This window comes from Nocardiopsis sp. CNZ308 (assembly GCF_004217075.1).
In genome coordinates, this window is sequence record NZ_SHKJ01000001.1 from 4,863,712 (window position 1) to 4,884,006 (window position 20,295).

The window sequence follows — 20,295 nt, forward strand, 5'->3', positions numbered from 1 at the left end:
GGCTGGTCGCTGCTGCGCGACCCCGTCGGCGCCAGGTACCTGTTCAACCTCGCCAAGAACGCCCGCCGCCACTGGGCCGGGCTCACCCTCGTCACCCAGGACGTGGCCGACCTGCTCGCCACCGACCTCGGACGCGCGGTGGCCGCCAACGCCGCCACCCAGATCCTGCTCCACCAGGCCCCGCAGAACCTCGACGCCGTGTGCGAGTCCTTCCACCTCTCGCACGGCGAACGGCAGATCGTCGCCACCGCCGAACGCGGCAGCGCGCTGCTCACCTCCGGGCACCACCGGGCGGTGTTCCGCGCCCTGGCCTCACCCGAGGAACACCGGCTGATCACCACCGACCCCGCCGAACTCGCCCGCATGGAGAGGGAGGGCCGCGGATGATCACCGTCGACCCCGCGTTCTTGGCCGCCGCCGCAGCGGCGGCCGCGTCCGCCCTGTGCGCGTGGACGGCCTGGGTGCTGGCCTGGCGTCTGGCCCGCACCGCTTATCTATCGCGCGGCGCGAAGGTCCTGGAGGTGCACGCGCCGCCCGAGGCCACCGTCGACCACGCCCGCGCGTTCTGGTCCCACACCCTGGGCCTGCTGCGCCCGCGCTGGACCCACCGGCTCCTGCCGCCGCATCTGGCCTGGGAGTACGTCGCCTCCGCGGCGGGGGTGCGCGTCCAGCTCTGGATTCCGGGCACCGTCAACGCCCGCGCGCTGGAGCGGGCCGTGGCCGCCGCCTGGCCCGGTGCCACCACCAGCCTGCGGCCCGCCACCGCCTCCGTTCCGCGCGGCGAACACGTCTTCGGCCACTGGATCGCCATGGCGCGCGGCGATCACTACCCGCTGCGCGCCAAGTTCGCCGACGACCCGTTGCGCGGCCTCTTCGGGGAGCTCGCCGACCTCGCGCCCGGCCAGCACGCGGTCCTGCGGGTGTGCGCCCGCCCCGCCACCGCCACCAGGGCCGCCCGCGCCCGCTCCGCCGCCGCCCGCCTACGCGGCCCGCACACCTCGCCCCTGGCCGGGGCGGCCGTGCGCGCACCCGCCTACCCGGGAGTCACCGACGACGTCCGCGCCATCCTCAACAAGTCCGCCGCGCCCCGCCTGGCCTGCCAGATCAGCTGCCTGGCCACCACCGAGCACGCCGGAGAGCAGGCCCGCGGACGCCTGCGCGCCCGCACCCGCGCCATCGCCGCGACCCTGGCGGCCTACACCTCCGGACTCAACGCGCTCAGCCGCAGGTGGATGCCCTTCCCCGACCTGTGGACGGGCCGCCGCCACCTCGCCCGCGGCTACCTGCTCACCACCGACGAACTCGCCGCCATCGCCCACCTGCCCACCGACGCCGCCGTCCCCGGACTCACCCGCGCCAGCGCCCGCCGCGTCGCGCCCGGCCCCGACCTGCCCCGCGCGGGCCGCGTCCGCGTTCTGGGCGAGGCCGACGCCGGACCGCGCCGACCCGTCGCCCACGGGATCGAGGAGGCCCGCCAGCACACCCACGTCATGGGCAAGACCGGATCGGGAAAGTCCACCCTGCTCGCTCGCATGATCTGCCAGGACGCCGAGGCAGGACGCAGCGCCCTGGTCATCGAACCACGCGGCGACCTGGTCCTGGACGTCCTGGACCGCCTGCCCAAGCGCGCCGTCGGGCGCACGGTCGTGTTCGACCCGGCCGACCCCGCGCCGCCGCCCCGGCTCAACATCCTCCAGCTCGGCACCCCCGAGCACGCCGCCGACACCGTCACCGGCATCTTCCACCGGGTCTACGCCGACTCCTGGGGCCCGCGCACCGAGGACATCCTGCGCGCCAGCACGCTCACCCTCGCCCGCGCCCAGGACCCCGGCCTGACCCTCGGACACATCCCGCGCCTGCTGGGCGACGATTCCTGGCGCGCCCGGCTGCTGCTCTCCGCCAGGGCCACGGGAGCGCTCGGCGACTTCTGGCGCTGGTACGAACGCCAGAGCCCGCAGATGCGCGCCGCCGCCACCGACCCGGTCCTGAACAAGCTGCGCACGATCCTGCTGCGCCCCTGGGCCGCCGCCGTCCTGGCCTCGGGCGCCTCCACCCTGGACCTGCCCGCTCTGCTCGACCACGGCGGTCTGGTCCTCATGCGTCTGCCCAAGGGCCGCCTGGGCGAGGACACCGCCTCCCTCGTCGGCACCATCGTCCTGGCCGCCGCCTGGAATGCCGTCACCGCCCGCGCCGACGTCCCCGAGCACAGGCGCCCGGACACCACCGTCTACCTGGACGAGGCCGCGAACTTCCTGCGCCTGCCGGGCTCGCTGGCCGACATGCTCGCCGAGGCCCGCGGTTACCGCGCCGGGCTGGTCATCGCCCACCAGGAACTGGGACAGCTGCCCGCCCAGACCCGCGCCGCCGTGGCGGCGAACTGCCGCACGAAGGTGTTCTTCAACGCCGCCCCGGACGACGCCGCCAAGCTCGAACGCCACACGCTCCCGCACCTGAACGCCTACGACCTGTCCCACCTGGGCCCCTACCAGGCCGCGGTGCGCACCCTCCATGGCGCCGCCGAACTGCCCGCCGCCACCATGCGCACGCTGGCGCTGCCCGACCCGGTCCGGGGCCGCGCCCGCCAGGTCCGCCGGGCCGCCCGCCGCTTCAGCCCCACTCCGACCCGCACCAAGGGGACCGATCCGCGACAGCGAGGGGAAACACGCTGATGGGCACCACCGACCTGACCGACCGCGACGTCCACATCCTCCAGGCCCTGCACGCCCACCGCGTCCTGACCACCCCGCACGTCGGCGCGCTGTTCTTCCGCGGCACCAGCCCCCGCGCCGTGCAGCGCCGCCTGCTCAAGCTGGCCGCGGACGGGTTCACCGACCGCTTCCTGCCGCCGCACACCCACGCCCGCGCCCCCTACCACTGGACCCTCGGCAGGGAGGGCGCCCGCGTGCTCGCCGACCGCTGGAACACCACCGTGGACGGCATCGGCTACCGGCCCGAGACCCACCGCAACCTCATGCTCTCCCGCCAGCTCGGCCACGTGACCGGCCTCGCCCAGACCTACGTGTGCTTCGCGGCCGGCGCGCGCCTCACCCAGGGGGCGACCCTCCAGCGCTGGTGGTCCGAGGCCAGGTGCCGCGAGACCTGGGGACACCACGTGCGCCCCGACGGCTACCTGCGCTGGCACCAGGACGGCACCACCCTGGACGCCTTCGTGGAGTTCGACACCGGCAGCGAACCGCTCCTCCGCGTCGCGGCGAAGATCAGCCGCTACCGCGACCTGGCCGAGGAGACCGGCCTGCGCTCCCCGGTCCTGTTCGTGGCCACCTCCTCCGGGCGCCTCACCTCGCTGTGTCGCGTCCTCGGCGCGGGCGGGGAGGAAGCGCCGGTCCACGTCACCACCCTGGAACAGCTCGACCGCTTCGGCCCCACCCGCCCCGTCTGGCGCCGAGCGGGCGACGCGACCTGCGCGGTCCGACCGCTCGTCGCACTCGCCTGAACCGGTGGCGATGACGCGATGCTCAAAGCGGCTCTCGGAGCGGCCGTCGGCCTGCTCCTGCTGGTACCCCTGATCGGGGCCGTGGCCATCGGCGGAGAAGAACGCGAGCGTGAGGCCGACTCCCGGACGCTCCGGGTGCCGGGGGTCTCCGCCGTCCTCCTGGACGCCTACCGCAGGGCCGCCGAGCGCCTCGCCCACCTCCACCCGGGCTGCACGGGCATGAGCTGGCCGATCCTGGCGGGGATCGGCCACGAGGAGTCCCACCACGCGGCCGGGCACGACATCGCCGAGAACGGCGACACCGACCCGCCCGTCATCGGCCCCCGCCTGGACGGAACCGGGGCGGGCGACAACTGGACCCCGCACCCCGACACCGACGGCGGCCGATGGGACGGCGACAGCGAGTTCGACGCGGCCGTCGGTGTCACCCAGCTCCTGCCCTCCTGGTGGGCGGAGTTCGGTGTCGACGGCAACGGCGACGGGCGGGCGGACCCGCACAACGTCTACGACGCCGCCCTGGCCACCGCCGTGGAGCTGTGCACCAGTCATGCCCAGGACACGGTCGACTTCACCGACCCGGAGCAGCTCCGCGCGGCGCTGTTCCGCTACAACGCCTGGGACGACTACGTCGAGAGCGTTCTGGAGCACATCGCCGAGTACGAGGAGATCGCCGCGGCTGCTGCCGCCTCCGACAGCGGGCACACGGTTCCGGGGGAGGGGAGCGAGCGGGGGAGGGCGGCCGCGGAGTGGGCGCTCGGGCAGGTCGGCAAGCCGTATGTGTGGGGAGGTGTGGGGCCCGACGGCTTCGACTGCTCGGGGCTGACCATGATGGCCTGGAGAGCCGCGGGGGTGTCGATCCCGCGGGTGACCACCGACCAGGTCAACATCGGTACCCGGGTTCCGCTGGACGCTCTCGCGCCGGGGGACCTGCTCTTCTACGACACCGGGAGCGGGCCCGCGCCCTCGCACGTGACCATGTACGTCGGCGACGGCCAGATGGTCAACGCTCCTCGTACTGGCACGACCATCCGTGTGGAACCGGTGGACGGGCCGTACTACTCGGTTCGCTTCATGTCCGCCGTTCGTCCCGGCTAAGCCTTTGAACGGGCGAAACGCTGACTCATCCCAACGCGCATGCTCGGGCACATCAGAGTAGAGCGTCATCGTGCAACGGATTAGAAGTCCGGTTCCCGGGTGCCGTCACGTGTCACTTCGTGCCGTTGCGTCCCGCACCATCCGAATCCGGATGCTGTCCTGTGCCACATGGTGACGTGTGGTGTCGCCCCGGTCCAAAACCGCGGAGCACCAACCGAGCACAAACAGCCGGTTGGCGGCATCCGATGGCATCTCGCGAGGTTCTCGCCGCATGGTTGTTGAGTTGCGCCTGCGACGGGGTAACGTGCGGTTCCCGCCCCCTGAGGTATCGCTTCCGTGATTCCTACCGTTTCAGGAGGGCGGATGCGTCTGCAAGTGCTCACGAGCAGTGGCACATCGACAAGGGAGTCGCGCGGTTCGCCGGCCCCCTCTACACCGACATGTCATGGACATCGTTGCGTCTGCCGACTGATTGATCTGCCCACCGACTGCGGATTCCTTGCTATGACCAGTGGACACAGGTCAGATCTAGGCAACATGTTCATGATGATCGAGGCAATAAGTTTCAGATGTTATAAATTTTCTGGTATTTATCCAGGATGGAAAGTGCTTGGCCCTCCATGCGAAACTTAGCTCGAGACATGGTTATTCTGTTGATTTCTTCTGGCGAGTATCCGAGCCAGCGCATTGCGTTTAGGGATATGCTGATGATATCCACTAGCTCGCGCGCCATGGCTTCGCGATCGTCGTTCTTGAGGTGGTTCTCGATCTCGTCAAATTGAATATCGGTTGCCCGGCGGAAGTGTGATAGGGGTTTGCTTTTTATTTCCTCGTCTGCTTCGTTCCAGGCATTCCAGATATTTTGGAACGGGCCAAGTTCATCATTCATTGTCTCAGGTCTCGGATCTTGTGGATAGTTATCGTGTGTTGTCTGGGGCCTGTGCAGTGATTTCCGGGATGGGCCACTCTGTAGCTCCGGGCTGTTCGTTCGTGTACACGCCTAGTGCGATGAAGGCAACCCCAGCTGCTGCGAATGCGATGCGTCGTCCTGTCGACAGGCTCGGAAGCTCAGAGTCCTTGAGCTTGATGCCCCCTCTGAGCAGGCTGAAGATGATGCAGATCGCGCCGATCACCTGAAGCGTCATGGCAGGTCTGGTCCTTCCAGCTCGCACAGAAGCCCGTGGCCTCTACGTTCATGTGTAGATAATTACACACTCCACTACTGAAGTCTAGTCTCTTGGAGATGCAATGCTCCGCAGCTCGTCTAGCTTGTGAAGGATGATGCGGTGGCGCCCTGTTGTGATAAGTCCTTGCTCTCGAAGTTTGCGCAGCTCCATGGCTACGGCATCCCTCGACGCCCCGATCCTTCCGGCGAGATCTTGCTGGGACAGCGCCACCTTGATTGTCATGCCTGCTTCATCCTGCTCGCCTACCTCCGTTGCGAGCTCCAAGAGCAAGGTGGCCAATCTGCTCCTGACATCGAGCCGAGCTGAGAGCGCCCATTTGTCCGATTCCCGACGCCGGCGAACGACGGCCCGGTACATCTCTGGCCAGAGACCCTCCGTGTTGACAAAATGCAGAAGGTCGTCGGCCCCTACGTCGAGTCCGGTGACCTCGCTGATCGTAGTTACGGTTGCGGATCTGGGCTCGCCCATTAGAACGCCTTCATCTCCCATGATCTCATCTGGGCCGCGTACGGCGAGGATGACCTGGGATCCGTCGCTAGCCGTGTGGGTCACCTTGACATGGCCCCTCTGAATAAGGAGGACGGAATGTGATGGCTGTCCTGCTCGGAATATTGTTTCTTGAGACGGGAATTGAACTGGTGTCCCCAGACTTTCTAGTGCCGCGCGTTGCTCGCTGCTCAGGACATCTCTGAGACCGTGTGGTGTGTTTGGATCCATGTTCATGAGTGTAATGCTACACATGAGTATGTAGCGGATTCGTACACCCGAGTTCGACGAGTGCGTCCGATTGATCTGGAAGGCAGCTCGGTAGGGCATGCGCGGAGGACTGAGCCTCACCAGAGCCTACGGAGGTTGGGTCCGTAGCGTTAGGTGTCAGGTTCGCTTCCCGGTCCTCGTCTTTCTGAGTCTTGTAGCTGGGGTGAGACCGGGCGTGGAGATGGTGGTGATGTCCGGGTCTGCTTCGGTGTTCAAGTGGTTCGGATGCCGGGTGAGCGGTACCTCGAAGCGGGGCAGGGGCGGATGTCTGCGGTTACGGTCGCGTAGGCATGGGAGCTGGTGCCCTCGATGGGATCGATCGGGGACTGCTACGACAACGCGGTCATCGAGTCGTTCTGGTCGCGCATGCAGGTCGAACTGTTGGATCGACGCAGGTGGCGGACCCGGCTGGAGTTGGCCAACGCGATCTTCGAGTACCTGGAGACCTTTCACAACCGGCAGCGCCGACACTCAGCGATCGGCTGGCTGACACCCATAGAGTTCGAGAACAAGAAACCGAGCACCGTGGCCTGAGAATCCAGAAACACGGCTCCACCAAACTCAGGACATGCCAGAGCCTCCATCACACCTGGCACGAAACAAAGGGCTGGGGGAGGGCACGTAGGGGGGGCGATCTTGGCCCAGACGTCGGCCTGCTCGAACCAGTCCAACCGGGCACCGCGCAGGAAGGCGCTACCCAGGAGGAGGGCGAGTTCACGGCGGCCGATTTCCGTGCCGGGCGTCGCGCTGCGGCGCCCTAGGTAGGCGAGGATGTGGCGACTGTCCTCGCAGAACACGGCGTGGGCCAACGCCATCCTCGACGCTCCGCCGAAAACCCCGGTCTCGGGCTCACAGACACCGTGCACCCACCGGGCCACGGCTCCCTCGCGATGGAGGCGCTGTAGTTCGGTGTCCAGAAACTGCCGGGCCGGGTCGGCCTCCGGTGTAGCGCAGCCGCCAGTGGGGCCTCTTACGGACGAACCACCACGCCGGGACGAGTCCCTCCTCGCGCGCTCCTTCGAACGCCGGGCGGGCGTGCGCGGCACGTAGAGCCGTTCGCACGGCTAACTCGCCTTTGCCTCGGACGAGTGGAACGCCTTCGTCAGCACCCTTCACCTGACCAGCGAGTGAACGCCTACGAGATGGTCTCGCCGTTCTCCAGGTAGACCGTTGTGCCCTCCTGGCGTGCGCGTGCGCCATGGGCGATCCTGCGCGCGAGCCGGGGGATCGTTGTCGCCTCGATCGTGGCCACGTCGTGGAACTCGTATCCGATCAACTCGGTTGGATCGAGGGTGATCTGGTCCAGCCACCCCTGGCCCAGTACTCCCCCGTCGAAGACGAACAGTTGCTTGTCTCCCTCGGAGGGGTTGGGCGCCCAATCCACGACCAGGAGGCGCCCGATGGGTGGAGCGATCCCCAGTTCCTCCTTCACCTCGCGCACTGCGGCCTGGGTCGGTGTCTCCCCGTGCTCGATGTAGCCGCCGGGGATGTCCAGGTAGTCCTTGTAGGAGGGAACCACCATCATCACCTGACCGAGGTGGTTGAAGAACAGGGCACCTGCGGCGACCCGGGGGCGGGAGAAGGATTCTGTGGGATCAGAGGCCATGTCCTGACACTAACGGCCTTCGCGTCAGAACATCCCCATCCGGTGCGCCAGATCTGCCAGCCTCCGATCCCGCCTCCCTGCCTTGGTCCGCATCATGCGCCCCATGATCTGATGACTCATCACGTGCCGGTGGACATGAGAGGCTGCCAACCTCTCCGCCTCCAGCATGCGCTCAACGGCTGACGGGATCTCGTTGACGTTCGCGAACGCTCCGGCCACGTCGAAGAGGTGACGTACCCGCCTCTCCCGTGGCAGGGCCGCGGTATCGACACCAACTCCCAGTTCGAGGACAGCACGCGGATCTCCGAGGCTGGCGGCAACGGTCACTCTGTGCAGGACCACGTTGGTCGGCCCGAACGCTGTCCACAGATGGTTGGCGTCTCGCCCGAGCCGGGAAGCGACGCGTTCGGCTTCCTTTAGGTACTCCATCGCGCTGGCACGATCCCCGTTGCGCGCCGCGGCCACGGCTCCCGGCAACAACAGGGTGCCGTAGACGGACAACAACCGCGCGTTGGTGGGACGACTGCCCTGCTCCCGCCGCAGATACGCAGCGGCTTCCCCTGTCAGCGCGACAGCCGTCTCATGTTGCCCGCGTGAGTGGAGGGAATGCACCCCCGAACGCATCAGGGAACCCTGCAGGGTCAGATCGCCGTAGTCGAAGGCCGCCTTCATCCCTCGCTCCGTCGCGATCCAAGCCAGATCTGATTCTCCGACCTTGGTGAGGATCATCGCGCACGCCTGACAAGCCAGGGCGAGCAGAGCTCCGGCCCGCCGCCTCTGCTCACCCTCGTAGACACGCACCGCGGTCTGCGCCCGAGCGAGGAGGTCGGGGAGCCCGCGAAACACCCGGCTGTAGTCGGATGCCTGGTAGGCGCCCATGACCGTTTCCGCCTCGTCTCGAAGAAAGCGCAGGTCCGGTTGCTCACCGTTGTTGTCGGCGAACGGGAAAACCGGGCTGATCTGTCGGTAGTCCATCAAGACTGACCGGATCTGTGCGACATGCACGTCCGTTTCCTCATGGTGCCCATGGTGCGCGTGGTCTCCGATCAGAGCGATGACGGGAACGCCGAGGGCCTCGGCCAGTGAGCTGATCACCGAGAGTCGATCCAAGGGCGCCCGGTCGTTCTCGACCTTGCCCAGCCAGTCGGCCGTTCTCCCGACCAAACCAGCCAGCACCTCTTGAGAAAGGCCGCGTCGGAGCCGGTGCCAGGCGACCCGCTGGCCTGGGCTGAGCTGAGGGGAACTCGGCGGCATCAGAGCCCTTTCCAAACACCCCGGAATTTCTTTCCGGGTCACGCGGAGAATGTGGCCTTAACTTCCTAACACCCCGCCTGGACGCAGGGAAGGCCCGGCTATCCCTCTCATCTGACATTCCCTCGAAGCTCGTTAACGGGCCTGACCAAAGAGGAAACAGTCAATGCGCATAAACTGCCACGAAGCCCTCACTCTCAGCACGGACTCCGGGTTCAACGTGGTCGAACGCAAGGGCATCGGTCACCCCGACTCGCTCGCCGACCTCATCGCGGAGGAGTTCTCCCGCCGCTACTCACTCCACGGACTCGACCGCTTCGGAGCGGTCCCGAACCACTGGGTGGACAAGGTCGCCCTGGTCGGCGCCGAGGCTGAGGTCGTCTTCGGCCGCTACACGGTTCACAAGCCCATCAGCGCGTACCTGTTCGGCAAGGTGACGCGCTCGGTGGGCGACCGGTCCATCCCGATCGAAGGACTATTCCGGGCGGCGGTCGAGGACGTCCTGGCCGAGGCGACCGGTAGTAAGGACATCGTCCGTTCCGTGCGCAGCTTCGTGGAGAACACCGCGGGTATCGGAGCGGACCACCCCGCCTCGTTCTACCGTCCCTCCGCTGGCGAGGAGTGCCGTGTACCGGGTGGCGGCGCGCTGGCCAACGACACGGCCTTCTGTAGCGCCTACGCTCCTGCCGATCCCTTGGACGTCCTGGCGATCGACGTGGAGAACCACGTCAACGGTTCCTCCTTCAAGGACGGGCTCAACGGCCTCGGTTCCGACGTCAAGGTCATGCTGGTCCGATCGGAGAGCGTGTTGGAGGCGACGGTCTGCCTTCCGGTGCACCCCGAGGCGGTCAGCTCACACCGTCACTACAAGGCCCTGGTATCCGAGGCGTACGACCGCCTCGCCGCCTTCGTCAACGAGCACCCGATCGTCCGGCGGAAACCGTGGTTGACCCGGTTGAGCGTCAACACCAAGGACCACGGCCGTAACGCCTACCTGGCACCCTTCGGGACCTCTTTGGGCAAGGGCGACTGCGGGCTCGTCGGCCGGGGCAACAAGGCCAACGGCGTCATCTCTGCCAGCGGCGGCGCGGGGGTGGAGGCCCTGGCCGGGAAGAACCCCGTGCACCACACCGGCAAGCTGTACACGCTCGCCGCCGCGCGCCTGGCTGACCGCATCCACGCCAAGTTCGGTGTGCCCAACGAGATCGTGCTCGTCTCGCGCAACGGCGATCGCTTGGAGGACCCGTCGTTCGTGGGCGTTCGACTGGCACGGCGCGGCAGCCGACTCGACCGCGATGCCGTGGAGGAGTTGACCGCCGCGACGCTGGCCGAGCTTCCGCTGCTCTCCGAGCGCCTGCTCGCGCTGCCCCCGATCGACCGCTTCCGCGACCCGTCGCTGGTCCTGGAGGTGTGAGCCGATGACGGACATCGACCTGGCCGGACGCAGCGTTGTCCTGGTCACCCTGGACTCGTGCCGCTACGACGTCGCGGCGAGCGCGCGCACCCCGAACCTGGCGAAACTCGGTCCGCTGCTGAAGGCCGAGAGCCCGGGAACCTACACGCTCCCCGCCCATGCCGCGTTGTTCAACGGCTTCCTGCCCCGACCGGTCTCAGGGCCCCTCACACTCGGCGGAAACAGCGTGGACGCAATCTGGCGTTCGGCTGCTGCACGACCTTCGAAGCGCCACGCCGCCGCCCCCTTCGACGGCCCCACCTTGATGGCGCACTACAACAGGAAGGGCTACCGGGTGGTGGGCGCGGGCGGTGTGACCTTCTTCGACGCCTCGGATCCGGCCAACGGTCTACCGAGGTTGTTCCCGGAGTTTCACTACTTCGGCCGACCTTCCCGCGTCCCGGCCACACCAGAAGCTCGTGTCGCCGATCGCGGCGAAGACCTCCCGTTGGCCCACACCCGGATGCTCGCGGATCTGTGTCTGGAGGCCGAACGGTTCTTCCTGTTCGTCAACTGCTCCAGCACGCATATCCCTTACACGACCCCGTTCAGCCCTCTCACCGAGCGGAACAAGGAACTCCTCCAACGCCTCTACCAACTGCACGACTCCCAGCAGAACGCCTCCGACGATGACCTGCTGACCGCTGAAGACGTCGAAGTGCTCCTGGGTATGCAGAGGCGCGCCCTGGAATGGGCCGATACCCGTTTGGGCGACCTGTTCTCACGGCTGGAGGCACGGTGCCCCTTGGCGGTGGTCTGCGCCGACCACGGCGAGGAGTTCGGAGAAGGCGGCAGGTTCGGCCATGCACACTCGCATCCGACGGTCGCCACGGTGCCCCTGTGGTGCGGCGTGTCGGGCGGGGGATGAGCCATGGCCAGCCTCCAACCCTGGTTCATGCACCCCGCGCTCATCACGGCTTCCTCCGAGGGAGTCCGGACACGGCTGGGCATCTCCCCCAACCACGCGTCCTTTCGCGTCGGTGTCCTGCGCACTCACCTGCTCACCGCGCTTCTGGCTCACAGCGCCGCGCAACGTCTCGGTGTCAGCGCGCACGTGTCCGTTCGGTGGGATGACAGCGACAGCCTGCGCAGCCGTGACGAACACCGGCCCCGGTTGTTCCGAGAGCTCACGCGGGTGGCTCAGATACCGGTCAAGGACGAGGCCTTCCGTCAGAGCCGACGAGGCGACCGGTACCGGCAGGCCCTACGGCGGCTGGACGCCCGAGGACTTCTGGTGATGAGGCGAGGGCTCGTTTGCCTTGATGTGGCCGCCATGGACCGGCTCATAGCCGCACAGGGCACCTGTTCCAAAGCTCTGACCGCCTCCGTGGCGGTGAACGCCACCACAGCCCTCACTCCGGCGCAGGCGACGGTTCCGCTCATGCGCGGTGACGGGCGGGCCCTGTGGCATCTGGCCACGGTCGTGGATGACATCGAACAGCGCACGACCCTGATCGTCCGGGGCACCGACAAACGCGACGCCACACCCGTCCAGGTCCGCCTGTACTGGGCCCTGAACGAGGGAAGGCGCCCTCCGGCGCACCTGTTCCTGCCCAAACTGCTGGAGCCGGGGTCTGTAGTACCTCGTATCTCAGACCTGCTCGAACAGGGCGTCAGGCCCTCGACGCTGCGGTGCTTCCTCGCTGAGCCGTACCTGAGCCAACTGCAACCAGCTGCTCTGCCGGTCAGCTTCTCCGACCTGGTGGACCAGGTCCGTACGGTTCTTCCTCGGCACGGGGACAGCCTTCTGGACGAACGACGTCTACGGTCTCTGGACCGGAAGGTGTCCGTCACCCTCGCTCCAGAGGTGGCCAAACAGGAACTGGGTGACCGCTGTCCGGGGGCGCCCCCGCGCGTCACCACATGGATTAGCCGGTGTTACCCGCGTCCGCTATCTCAACAGGCCCGGCTGTGCCGGGCACTCACCGACATCGAGATCAACCATGAACCACCTCCCGACCAAGCGGAGGAGGCGTGGTGGTGGCTGGACTCCTGGTTACGCGACATGGCCAAGGGCCCGCCCCCGTATCCGGTGCGCTGGGTGCTCACCGGACAGCGGGACGGGCCCCGGGCGTCAAAACTGCTGGAGGTCTTCCCTCCACATCTGGTGCCCCTGCGGCTGGCCTCGGCCTGTCAGGCGTTGAGCCGTTCCAGCGCCGCACGCAGGCGCTCCAGCGTGCGCTCGCGACCCAGCAGTTCCAGCGACTCGAACAGCGGGAGTCCGACCGTGCGGCCGGTGACCGCGACCCGCACCGGGGCCTGAGCCTTGCCGAGCTTGAGCCCTTGGGCGGCCCCGGCCTGCTCAAGGGCTCCCTTCAAGGACTCGGCGTCCCAGGTCAAGGACTCGTCGGAGAAGGCGGCGATCGAGGCGGTGAGCATCTCCGCGCCGATCCCGGGCTTCATGGCCTTGGCCCAACTCTTGTCATCGAAGACAGGCATGTCCAGGAACAGGAAGTCCACGTTCGGCACGATCTCGCTGAGCACCGCCACCCGGCTCTGCGCCAACGGGGCGATCGTGGCGAAGACACCCGGGTCGAAGTCCTCACGCCGCCACGGCACGTCCTCACCCTCCAGGTAGGGGGCGCAGCGCTTGACGAACTCGTCCACCTCCAGGGCGCGGATGTAGTCGCCGTTGAAGGCGCGCAGCTTCTTCTCGTCGAAGAAGGCGGGTGAGGAGTTCACATCCGTCAGCGCGAAGAGCGGGATCATCTCCTCGATGGGCATGATCTCGCGGTCATCCCCCGGAGCCCACCCCAGCAGCATCAGGTAGTTGACCATGGCCTCGGGAAGGAAGCCCTCAGCCTGGTAGGACTCCATGGCGACCTTGTCGCGGCGCTTGGACAGCTTCTGGCGCTTCTCGTTCACCAGCACCGGGGCGTGCGCCCACACCGGCGGCGTGTGCCCGAGCGCCTCCCACAGCAACTGCTGCTTGGGAGTGTTGGACAGGTGCTCCTCGCCCCGGATGACGTGGGTGATGCCCATCTCGACGTCATCGACCACGTTGGCCAGCACGAACAGGGCGGTGCCGTCGGCGCGGGCGATGACGAAGTCCTCCAGGGCCTCGTGCGGGAACTCCACCCGCCCCCGGATCTGGTCCTCCACAACCGTGGGCCCACCCTCGGGAATCCGGAAGCGCAGCGCTCGGCCCGGCCCGGCCTCCAGACCGCGGTTCCGGCAGAACCCGTCATAGCCCAGATTGGGGTTGTCGCGCCGGGCTTGGACCTGTTCGCGGGTGCAGTCGCAGTAGTAGGCCAGCCCTTCCTTGCGCAGGCGCTGGGCGGCCTCGGTGTGCTGGTCGGCGGCCTCGGTCTGGGAGTAGGGGCCCTCGTACTGGGTGGCGTCCACGCCCAGCCAGGCCATCGCGGCCAGGATGCCCTCGGTCCACTCGGGGCGGGAGCGGGCAGCGTCGGTGTCCTCGATCCGCAGCACCATGGTGCCGCCGGATTGTCGTGCGACCACCCAGTTCAGCAGCAGGGACCGGGCGTTGCCCACGTGGAACATACCGGTCGGGGAGGGAGCGAACCTGGTGCGAATCGAGGTGTCAGTCACGGCCCAGAGCCTAGCGTGAAGCCTTGGCGCCACAGGGCTGAAGCACGTATTCGCCCCGTTGGCCAAGGCAGGGTTCTCTACGCGGAGACGAGGGCGCCGCGTGGGTGCTCGCCCCTCAGTTCGCCGACCAGGGCGCCCGCGTGGAAGGCGTCCCATTCGGCCTTGGTGTAGGTCAGGGTGGGGGAGTTGGGGATGGCGGTGTCGGTGAGGGTGAAGCCGCAGTCGGGGAGGAACGCGGCGCGCAGGCGTCTGAAGGTGCTTCCGCCTGTCGCGACCTGGTCGAGGAAGTACTCCCAGTCGGCGTGGGGGCGGTGAGCGTGGGTCCGGCGGGGTTCTTGGTGTCACCGACCTCGATCACACCGTCTCGCGGCGAGCGAACCTGGACACAAGTCGCCCCCATGCTGCTGTAGCTCGACTTCGTCCATCTCATGGGCTGCTCCCTTGCGCCTTCTCGGGTGCCTCGGTGGTTCCGAGGCACCCGAGACAGCTATGAACTAAGCGCCTTGAGGGTGTTGAGGAGCCCGAACCACTCGGGTGTGGTGAAGGCGAGGTGGCCGAGCTCGCGGTTCTGGGTGTCGCGCACAGCTGTTGCACCGGGAAGGTCCGCGACCTCGACGCACTGGGGGCCGTCAGGGTTGCTGTGGCTGGACTTGCGCCACCGTGCGGTGTTCATGTCCATGCGGGGCCTCGTCTCCGGTTCGCGCTTCATGCGCTCAAGTGTTCCAGAAGGGCGGTGGAGTCCGGAACGGAGAGCGCGCTGCCCTGGGTACGGCTGAACACCAGCCTATGGCGGTTGATCTCGGTCTCGGATTCCAGGTAGAAACCGTCACCGCGTGATTCGAGGAAGACCACGCTGTCCGCGTTGTTGCCATCGCTGAAGCTCAGGATGGTGAAGGGAAGGCCGCCCGCGGCATGTGCCCCGGATGAGAAAGGGAGCACCTGGATCTCCACGTTGGGGCGCTGGCCGACGTCCAGCAGGTGGCGGGTCTGTTCACGCATCACCTCGGGCCCGCCGATCTGACGCCGCAGGGCCGCTTCGTCGATGACGACGAAGATCAATGGAGGCTCCTGACGTTCCAGGATGTTGCGCTGTCGTTCGAGCCTGCTCTTCAGCCTCTGCTCGGCCTGGTCACTGGTGTTTCCGACGGCGGAGGCCAACAGGGCGGAGATGTAGGCGGGGGTCTGTAGTAGGCCGGGCACCAGGCCGATGTTGAACTCCTGGATCATCGTGGCCTCTGCTTCCAGACCGACGAAGGCACCGGGGAGGACGTCCTCGTACTGGAGCCACCAGGGTTTGTGGGTGCGCGAATCCCGTGCGATCTGGATGAGCTCCTCCGCGACATCGCTCGGCGCCCTGTAGAGCTGGCACAACGCCATGATGTCTCCCGCCTTCAGGCGCTGGAAGCTGCCAGCTTCCAGACGTTGGATCTTGGCGCGGCTCCAGCCCAGGTTCTTCCAGACCTCGTCCTGTGTCAGCTTCGCCGCGTTGCGCAGGCGTCGGAGTTGGATGGCCAGGTAACGCCGTCGGACAGGCATGCCGGTTGCCACGGGTTTCTCCTCTGCTGTGACTGCTGACACCTGGCTGACAGTCTTCCAGGTCTGAAGTGAACTATTGCGACTTTGATGCAGATAGTAGACGCTGCCCTTGCCAAGTGAGGCGGCCTCATTTAGCTTGTGTTGCATTGAGCCTACACATCGCTGGATGGCGGCGTAGGAGCCTCCACCCATGGGGCCGCCGCGTGCTCTCGCCAGCGTCTCTCTTTGCTCATCCCATGCACTTCTGACGCTTGGAGGAAGCACGATGGATAGTTTTGGCGTACCGCGGCCGAGGCAGGCGGTGGAGGGAGAATCGGGCGGGGGTGGGTTGCCGCGTCGAGGGAGGGGCGGCACCGGGGTGCGCACGGCGTTCTTCGGGGCGGAGGTGAACCAGGCGCCGCAGATCCGTAGTTGGTGTCAGCGAGGCGTCCGGGTGCAGGCGCACCTGGCCTTCCCCTTGGTGTTGGTGGTCAGTGAGTTGGTCACCAACGCCTGGCTGCACACCGCCTCCGGCGCTCCTGGCGGCCGGGTGAAGGTACAGATGCAGCACTTGTCCGGCCGACTCGTCCGTATCGCGATCACCGATGACGGACCACGCCCGGGGCAGACCGTCTGCCTTCCGCGCCTGTCACCGGAGGTCGACGCTCTGGCGGCGTGCGGACGGGGTCTTCGCCTCGTCGACCGTCTGTCCGTGGAGTGGGGCTGGAACGGCGAGTTCGGTATGCCCCTGACGGTGTGGGCGCACATCGACCCCTACGCGCCCGTCCCTGACTCCGACAACGCCGTCGCGGCCTGAGTAGCCCGGAATGGCGTGGGACCGAAGCCAGGACGCCGCCCAGTACGAGGCCGCCCGCCTGCTGGAACAACTCCACGAACGCTGGTGGGTGCTGTGGGGACCGGCTTCGCGCCGCTTCTTCGCCTTCCGCCTCGGCCCGCATCGTGTTCCGCCGCTGAGCGCGGCCACACCGCAGCGGCTGGACGCGGCCATCCGCGCCACCGAGCGTGAACTTCGATCCCTTCGACCGTGAGCGGGAAGCGCAGCCCCACCCGGGGCCAATGACACCCGCGCACACAACAGAAAACAAGGTGCCCCGACCGGTGCTCCAACACCGGACCGGGGCGCGATCAACCACCTGAGTGAGCAGGAGGAAGACCGTGGAACACCCTATCGGCAGGCACCGCAGGCCTCGCCAGAGTCTGGCCGGGCGTGTGTGGTCGCTGACCGCCGCCGTGCTGGCCATCGCCTTGGCCTACGTGTTCGTCCCCCAACACCACCGACGCCCCGGGCCGGAGCGGACCGCGATCACGCCGTCACCCCGCCGCCGAGAACTGCCGCCCGCGCTCGTACCCGCTGAGCGACGCCCTGTCCAGGAGCTGACGGGCCTCCCCGGTGACCAGGAGCGGAGCATGAGGACGGCTCCGACCTTCCCGCATGGGCAGAGCGAACGCCACACACAGGCACCCCGCCCTCGTTCCGGAAACGAGGCTGCTCCCTCCACGCTCGATTCCGCTGGCACGCTGGTCCGCCCCTACATGCCGCCGCTGCCACGGGTCCCGGTCGGTGACCTGCTGGCCGAACCCGTGAAGGAGCAGGCCCACGACTTCGCGGACCTGGCCGCCGTCATCCGCGTCTACCTCGACAGGGTCGGGTGAGCGCCATGACGATGACGCTCACTTCTGTCCCGGCTCCGGAACCGGTGCTGTCCCCGCCCCGGCGGGCGGCGACCTGGTGGGAACACCGCGCCTACCCCTCGGACCTGGCCCAGGCCCGTCAGGTACGCGCCGACCTGCGCGCCGATCTGGCGGGGTTCGATCCCGACCTGGTGGACGCCGTGCTGTTGTGCGCGGCTGAGTTGGCTGCCAACGCCGTCAAATACGCCCAGGGCCGTGAGTTCCTGCGGGCCCTCGCCCTCCTGGACGAACGCACGCTGTGGCTGGCCGTGGTGGACGAAGGAGGCGGCACCGGCCTTCCCCGCATCCCGCACGACCGGTCGGACGACGAGTGGTCGTTGGCCGAGGGGCAGCGCGGCCTGATGCTTGTCGACTTCCTCGCCCAGGCATGGGGCCACTACTCGGCGGGCCCAGGCAGCACGCGCCTGGGCCTCGGCGTCTGGGCGACCTTCTCGGTGCTACCCAACGAACGCCCCTTCGGGCTTCCGAGGTTCGTCATGAACAGCTGACCAGGCTCGGATCCTGGATCGCCGTGGGCGGCGCCCGTCACGGGAGCCGCCCACCGTCGTGCGTGAAAGCCGTTTTGCTGGTGATGACGACTGTAAGAAGAGTGTTTCCGCAGGTAGGAGGGTTGGACATCGGGGAGGCGTGAGCTTACCGACAGTTTTTCTCCGAAGGGTCGTCCGAAACCACTTGTGCGCAGGCCAGACGAGGGGCTACCTTCATCTCTGTCACGGAGAGTGACAAGAAAATCACTCCAGGGAGCCCTCTGTGGTGCGTGGATTCCTGCTGTCCCTGTCAGGTGCGTTGCTCCTGACGGGGTGTACCGCTCAAGCGGACGAGGCAGTCGAACCAGTCGTTCAATCCTCAGCCATTCCGTCTGAAACGGAAGTTCCGGAGAAGACGCCGGAAGAAGAGGCCGTCGACACCTACCTGCGGTTCTGGGACGCGATCGTTCTCGCCTCCGCGGAAATGGACCCGGACCATCCGGACCTGGAGAAGTACGCCGTCGACCAGGCGCTCGAACTGGCACAGCGAGGTGTTCAGGGGGTCGCTGACGCTGGTGAAGGCATGGAAGGCGAGCCGGTTCCGGCTCCTGAAGTGGTCTCCGCGGAGCCTGACAGTGAACCGAGGTCGATCGTGATCAGGGACTGCCAGGGAGCCGGTGACTGGAAGGTCGTCGGGGAACCCGAACCGAGATTTGACGACGTGCGTGTGGACGCGAGGGTGAACCGGGACGTCTTCGCCTGGCGGGTCGTCGAGATGCAGCTGTGGGGGGATGATTCGTGCTGATCGCGAAGTCCGCTTTCGGCGTCATCGCTCTCAGCATGGCAGCCATGTCTCCAACGGTTCTGTCGCAGGGCGATCCGGATTTCCGGGGCACTGCGATCTGCGGAGAGGGTGGTTGTTCCGCCTTCGCCGAATCCGGTCAGCACAGCGGCGGTTCGTCGGGCGGAGCGCCTCGACCCGACGACGGGGGAACAGTCACGCTCTCCGCCGAGGACCCGTGCGTGGAGATGGACCAGGAAGAACCGGGCTGGACCTGCGTCGCCTCGACCAGGTCCGGCCCGGGCGGAGGGGAAACCGTCAGCCCACGCGAGGCCGCCGAGCAGGCACGGGCCTCCATGAGCCTGCCCTCGCCGGCCCTGGCCTCCTCGCCCGCCGAGGATTCGGTCGTTCACTTCCCGGTATGGCTGTGGGTGGACGGCGCCGACTGGGAACCGGTCAGCGCGACCGCCTCCGTCTCCGCGGGCTCGGTCACCGTGACCGCCGTGCCGCAGCAGCTCCGCTGGGACATGGGCGACGGAACGGTGCTCTACTGCGACGGACCAGGGACCGTGTTCGACCCCGCGCGCCACGACGCCCGGACGCCCTCGCCCGACTGCGGCCACGCCTACACCCGCACGTCCCGCAACCAGCCCGACAGCCGCTTTCCGGTGACCGCCACGGTGTCCTGGACGGTGGAGTGGACCACGAGTACTGGCGGCGGAGGCACCCTCGACCCGTTGACGACCAGCGCCTCCGACAGCGTCCGCGTGCGCGAGGTCCACGCGCTGGTCACCGACGGCTGAACACCAGGGACCTCGATGCACCAGGGACGGGAGCACAGGGCGTGACGACGTTGACCAAACCCCACTCAGGCGACCGGAAGACCGGGAAATCCCGGCTGTCCGCCGTCCGCCGCCGCAACTGGAAACGGCCCTTCGCCGGGATCGCCGCCATGGTCCTGGGCGGCGTCGTCGCCGCCTGGGCCGCCACCCGCGAAGAGGAGCCCGCGACGGTCCTGGTCGCCGTCAACGACGTGGAGGCCGGTGACGGCCTCGACATCGCCGACCTGCGGGTCGTGTCCGCGCTCGGAGTGGAGGAGTTGGACCTGGTCACGGTTCCCGAGGCGCTGCGCGGCCGGGCGGCGGCACCGATTCCGGCCGGAACCGTGCTCACCGGCCCGATGATCGCCGACACCTCCTCCTGGCCCGCGCCGGGACAGGCGGTGGTCGCGGTGGAGACCACGCCGGGGATGCTCCCGGAGTCCGCGGGCAAGGGCGCGCTGCTTCTGGTGGTCGCCGAGGAGGGCGATACCTTCCCCGCCCGCCTGCACTCGCTGGGGGACGAGGAAGCGCCCGCGGACGCGCGGGTCGTGGAGCTGCTGGTGGTGGACGAGGACGCGGCCGGGGTGGCCCGGGCCGTGGACGAGCCGGGCACGCGCCTGGTGCTCATGGCCGAGCCGTAGGACGAC

22 protein-coding genes and 1 pseudogene are annotated in these 20,295 nt (G+C 67.7%); 14 read left to right on the forward strand and 9 right to left on the reverse strand.

Translation table 11 applies throughout. The features are described 5' to 3' along the window. The first annotated feature begins 39 nt into the window (after positions 1-39). Genes EV372_RS29495 through EV372_RS20830 form a run of 4 tightly spaced genes read left to right on the forward strand, consistent with a single transcriptional unit; the run spans position 40 to position 4,549 of the window. Positions 40-387 (forward strand): hypothetical protein, encoded by a 348-nt coding sequence (locus EV372_RS29495; RefSeq protein ID WP_486484133.1) that lies wholly within the window; start codon positions 40-42, stop codon positions 385-387. Continuing rightward, complete coding sequence (locus tag EV372_RS20820) at positions 384-2,669, forward strand: DUF8128 domain-containing protein (RefSeq protein ID WP_130397371.1); 2,286 nt, start codon at positions 384-386, stop codon at positions 2,667-2,669. The genes EV372_RS29495 and EV372_RS20820 overlap by 4 nt, the downstream gene beginning before the upstream one ends. Further along, entirely contained in the window at positions 2,669-3,454 is a 786-nt protein-coding gene (locus EV372_RS20825) for a replication-relaxation family protein (RefSeq protein ID WP_130397372.1), read from the forward strand. The genes EV372_RS20820 and EV372_RS20825 overlap by 1 nt, the downstream gene beginning before the upstream one ends. A gap of 18 nt (positions 3,455-3,472) precedes the next feature. Continuing rightward, positions 3,473-4,549 carry a bifunctional lytic transglycosylase/C40 family peptidase gene (locus EV372_RS20830; protein ID WP_130397373.1) on the forward strand — a complete coding sequence of 359 codons (1,077 nt, stop codon included), beginning with the start codon at positions 3,473-3,475 and terminating at the stop codon, positions 4,547-4,549. Positions 4,550-5,114: 565 nt separating this feature from the next. Here the strand turns inward: EV372_RS20830 and EV372_RS20835 are convergent. Together EV372_RS20835 and EV372_RS20840 are read right to left on the reverse strand one after the other, a co-directional pair. After that, a complete protein-coding gene (locus EV372_RS20835) occupies positions 5,115-5,438 on the reverse strand; it encodes a hypothetical protein (protein ID WP_130397374.1) in 324 nt (107 codons plus the stop codon). A gap of 340 nt (positions 5,439-5,778) precedes the next feature. Then, positions 5,779-6,459 (reverse strand): Crp/Fnr family transcriptional regulator, encoded by a 681-nt coding sequence (locus tag EV372_RS20840; protein ID WP_165436013.1) that lies wholly within the window; start codon positions 6,457-6,459, stop codon positions 5,779-5,781. A 330-nt stretch (positions 6,460-6,789) separates the two neighbouring features. Between EV372_RS20840 and EV372_RS20845 the strand changes: the two are divergent. Next, positions 6,790-7,026, forward strand: a pseudogene (locus EV372_RS20845) (integrase core domain-containing protein); the annotation flags it as partial. Here EV372_RS20845 and EV372_RS20850 read toward each other — a convergent pair. From EV372_RS20850 to EV372_RS20860, 3 genes are all read right to left on the reverse strand, one after another. Then, complete coding sequence (locus EV372_RS20850) at positions 6,942-7,538, reverse strand: thiopeptide-type bacteriocin biosynthesis protein (RefSeq protein ID WP_372497305.1); 597 nt, start codon at positions 7,536-7,538, stop codon at positions 6,942-6,944. The pseudogene EV372_RS20845 and the gene EV372_RS20850 overlap by 85 nt on opposite strands. An 89-nt stretch (positions 7,539-7,627) precedes the next feature. Next, on the reverse strand, positions 7,628-8,098 hold the full coding sequence (locus EV372_RS20855; protein WP_130397377.1) for an NUDIX domain-containing protein: 471 nt from the start codon (positions 8,096-8,098) through the stop codon (positions 7,628-7,630). Between the two features lie 24 nt (positions 8,099-8,122). Next, complete coding sequence (locus EV372_RS20860; RefSeq protein WP_197044287.1) at positions 8,123-9,394, reverse strand: helix-turn-helix domain-containing protein; 1,272 nt, start codon at positions 9,392-9,394, stop codon at positions 8,123-8,125. 121 nt (positions 9,395-9,515) lie between these two features. On the opposite strand from EV372_RS20860, the gene EV372_RS20865 reads away from it, so the two are divergent. Together EV372_RS20865 and EV372_RS20870 are read left to right on the forward strand one after the other, a co-directional pair. Next, entirely contained in the window at positions 9,516-10,763 is a 1,248-nt protein-coding gene (locus EV372_RS20865; RefSeq protein ID WP_130397378.1) for a methionine adenosyltransferase, read from the forward strand. A gap of 4 nt (positions 10,764-10,767) precedes the next feature. Further along, positions 10,768-11,670 carry a sulfatase-like hydrolase/transferase gene (locus EV372_RS20870; RefSeq protein WP_130397379.1) on the forward strand — a complete coding sequence of 301 codons (903 nt, stop codon included), beginning with the start codon at positions 10,768-10,770 and terminating at the stop codon, positions 11,668-11,670. Between the two features lie 1,265 nt (positions 11,671-12,935). On the opposite strand, the gene gltX is transcribed toward EV372_RS20870, so the two are convergent. The 4 genes from gltX to EV372_RS20890 all read right to left on the reverse strand — a co-directional run bounded on the left by gltX (position 12,936) and on the right by EV372_RS20890 (position 15,899). Beyond that, a complete protein-coding gene (gene gltX, locus EV372_RS20875; RefSeq protein WP_130397380.1) occupies positions 12,936-14,351 on the reverse strand; it encodes a glutamate--tRNA ligase in 1,416 nt (471 codons plus the stop codon). Positions 14,352-14,523: 172 nt separating this feature from the next. Continuing rightward, complete coding sequence (locus EV372_RS20880; RefSeq protein WP_372497306.1) at positions 14,524-14,781, reverse strand: DUF397 domain-containing protein; 258 nt, start codon at positions 14,779-14,781, stop codon at positions 14,524-14,526. A 57-nt stretch (positions 14,782-14,838) separates the two neighbouring features. Continuing rightward, a complete protein-coding gene (locus tag EV372_RS20885) occupies positions 14,839-15,060 on the reverse strand; it encodes a DUF397 domain-containing protein (protein WP_130397381.1) in 222 nt (73 codons plus the stop codon). Then, the gene (locus EV372_RS20890; RefSeq protein ID WP_130397382.1) at positions 15,057-15,899 is read right to left on the reverse strand and encodes a helix-turn-helix domain-containing protein; all 843 of its coding nucleotides are present in this window, start codon (positions 15,897-15,899) and stop codon (positions 15,057-15,059) included. Before EV372_RS20890 ends, EV372_RS20885 begins: the two co-directional genes overlap by 4 nt. 253 nt (positions 15,900-16,152) lie before the next feature. On the opposite strand from EV372_RS20890, the gene EV372_RS20895 reads away from it, so the two are divergent. The 7 genes from EV372_RS20895 (at position 16,153) to EV372_RS20925 (ending at position 20,289) form a co-directional block, all read left to right on the forward strand. Continuing rightward, complete coding sequence (locus EV372_RS20895) at positions 16,153-16,683, forward strand: ATP-binding protein (RefSeq protein WP_486484017.1); 531 nt, start codon at positions 16,153-16,155, stop codon at positions 16,681-16,683. A gap of 10 nt (positions 16,684-16,693) precedes the next feature. Beyond that, the gene (locus tag EV372_RS20900) at positions 16,694-16,915 is read left to right on the forward strand and encodes a hypothetical protein (RefSeq protein WP_130397384.1); all 222 of its coding nucleotides are present in this window, start codon (positions 16,694-16,696) and stop codon (positions 16,913-16,915) included. A 127-nt stretch (positions 16,916-17,042) separates the two neighbouring features. Further along, positions 17,043-17,540 carry a hypothetical protein gene (locus EV372_RS20905; RefSeq protein ID WP_130397385.1) on the forward strand — a complete coding sequence of 166 codons (498 nt, stop codon included), beginning with the start codon at positions 17,043-17,045 and terminating at the stop codon, positions 17,538-17,540. Positions 17,541-17,545: 5 nt separating this feature from the next. Then, the gene (locus tag EV372_RS20910) at positions 17,546-18,067 is read left to right on the forward strand and encodes an ATP-binding protein (RefSeq protein WP_130397386.1); all 522 of its coding nucleotides are present in this window, start codon (positions 17,546-17,548) and stop codon (positions 18,065-18,067) included. 265 nt (positions 18,068-18,332) lie between these two features. Further along, on the forward strand, positions 18,333-18,851 hold the full coding sequence (locus EV372_RS20915; RefSeq protein WP_130397387.1) for a hypothetical protein: 519 nt from the start codon (positions 18,333-18,335) through the stop codon (positions 18,849-18,851). 224 nt (positions 18,852-19,075) lie between these two features. Beyond that, positions 19,076-19,630, forward strand: a complete 555-nt coding sequence (locus tag EV372_RS20920) for a hypothetical protein (RefSeq protein ID WP_130399027.1) — start codon at positions 19,076-19,078, stop codon at positions 19,628-19,630. Between the two features lie 41 nt (positions 19,631-19,671). Continuing rightward, a complete protein-coding gene (locus EV372_RS20925) occupies positions 19,672-20,289 on the forward strand; it encodes an SAF domain-containing protein (RefSeq protein WP_130397388.1) in 618 nt (205 codons plus the stop codon). Positions 20,290-20,295 lie beyond the last annotated feature (6 nt).